The sequence below is a fragment of the Roseibium sediminis genome, assembly GCF_008711325.1.
GTDB classification, from domain to species: domain Bacteria; phylum Pseudomonadota; class Alphaproteobacteria; order Rhizobiales; family Stappiaceae; genus Roseibium; species Roseibium sediminis.
Genome location: NZ_VXDB01000069.1, coordinates 1 through 1,633 on the forward strand (window position 1 = coordinate 1; position 1,633 = coordinate 1,633).

Genomic DNA, 1,633 nt, shown 5'->3' on the forward strand with positions numbered 1-1,633 from the left:
GAAAGCCACTTATAAAACGCTCCATCCTGTCCAAACAAACCGAGCCACCTCTGTTAATTATGTCGCTTACCCATAATAACCTGGGTACATTCAGAGCGATCCTTATCGTAGGTGGTGATTTGTTAACAATTTTTGGATGAGAACTTATTATGAGCGACGATCTCGCGCGCCCCTTGTCTAAACCACACGAAGCATGGTTCGAAAATACGTGGTGGTGGCGAATAAAGGTACGCCTACAGTGGTCGGGGTGGCTTCAATATATTCCCAATCTGACGGCAGCAGTCTTGATGCTCCTGCTGGCGGGTATCGGTGGGCTCATCGGCGTTTGGTCTTGGCTGCTTGTAGGATTACCGTTGTGTCTGGCGGCATTGTTATTTGCTAACTTGATATTCGACATTGCGACCGTCCGTTTTGGATTGCACCCTGAGGAAGCGCTGCCAAAGCCTCTTCCCGATCTTGACGCTTTCGACCTAATGCGTGCACGGGTTTCCTGCCGATCCTTTCAGAACCGGGATCTTTCTGACGAACATCGGGAAATGCTCAAGGAGTTGGCACACACCTATTCGCGACAGGAAAATTGCATTGGATCTCACCCAATTCGGCTGGAGTATCTGGCTGCCCCGCTGACCGTTTGGCCGGTGGTTCGGGCAAATGAATTTCTAGTGGCGGTCGCCGAACGCGACTATCACGAAGAGGCGGTTATGGATATTGGCCGTTGTCTTCAAAAGGTTGTAATAGAGGCAACCCGGATGGGGCTTGGAACCTGCTGGATAGGCCCTGGCGCAGACCCCAGCTCCATTGCCAAACATATGGGTACACGCTTTGATCCGGCTCGCGATCATGTAATATGTGTGTGCGCAATTGGATACGCGTCGTGGTATAAGCCGCTCCTGCTGCGCGTCGCTGCACGATCGCATAAATTGCGTAAGGCGTTGGGCGAACTGTTTTATACAGACCTTGATTGCTCTGAAAGCATGGACCCTAAGGCAGAGGTCTATGCTGAATTTGGCCGCTGCTTCGAGGCCTGCCGATGGTCGCCGTCATCCTTCAATGCTCAAACAACGCGAGCGGTGACCGTCATCGAAGAAGGGCGCCTTGTGCGGATGGACTTCTGTGTGGCAACCAAGTCTCGTTATTACGCTATCGTCGCCCTCGGTATTTGGCTTGCCAATTGGGAATATGGGTGTGACACCTTGGGAATTGGCGGGAATATGACAACGATTTCAACGTTGGATGACCAACGGCCCGATTTGCCCCGCTACGTGATTAGCTGGCAGCGAGACACGTGATCTTCTTGAGACGGCGTTCTACAGAACCCTGGCCACAAGCATTGGCGAGTTGACCACTTTGGAACACGTGTCGTTGGTACCCCCAGGGCGATCGAAGTGGGGTTCATCGGCATAAAGGTACGTAACCCACCACAGAAACGGAAGTATAGCTTTTGTTCTAAAAAGGCTCCCACACTCAATTTTCATGGGCACGTTTCGGGATATAGTTAGGGTGTCCGTCGTCATATGTTTTTGGACCGCTTGGGTTTGGATTTAGAGGAGTGCCCGGCTCATCTGTTTGTCGATGTTAAGAGGTGGCTCGGCAAAATTGGGCGTTTCAATAAGTGGAATTTCTGCCTGAGATC

At 51.5% G+C, this 1,633-nt stretch carries 1 protein-coding gene; it reads left to right on the forward strand.

Features of this window, described 5'->3' with window-relative positions; genetic code table 11:
* Positions 1–149 precede the first annotated feature (149 nt).
* Positions 150–1,289 (forward strand): nitroreductase family protein, encoded by a 1,140-nt coding sequence (locus F0155_RS23060; RefSeq protein WP_150526911.1) that lies wholly within the window; start codon positions 150–152, stop codon positions 1,287–1,289.
* Positions 1,290–1,633 lie beyond the last annotated feature (344 nt).

Excerpts from the sequence above, each read along its gene's own strand:
- F0155_RS23060 (WP_150526911.1), top strand. The coding sequence starts at position 150 with ATGAGCGACGATCTCGCGCGCCCCTTGTCTAAACCACACGAAGCATGG.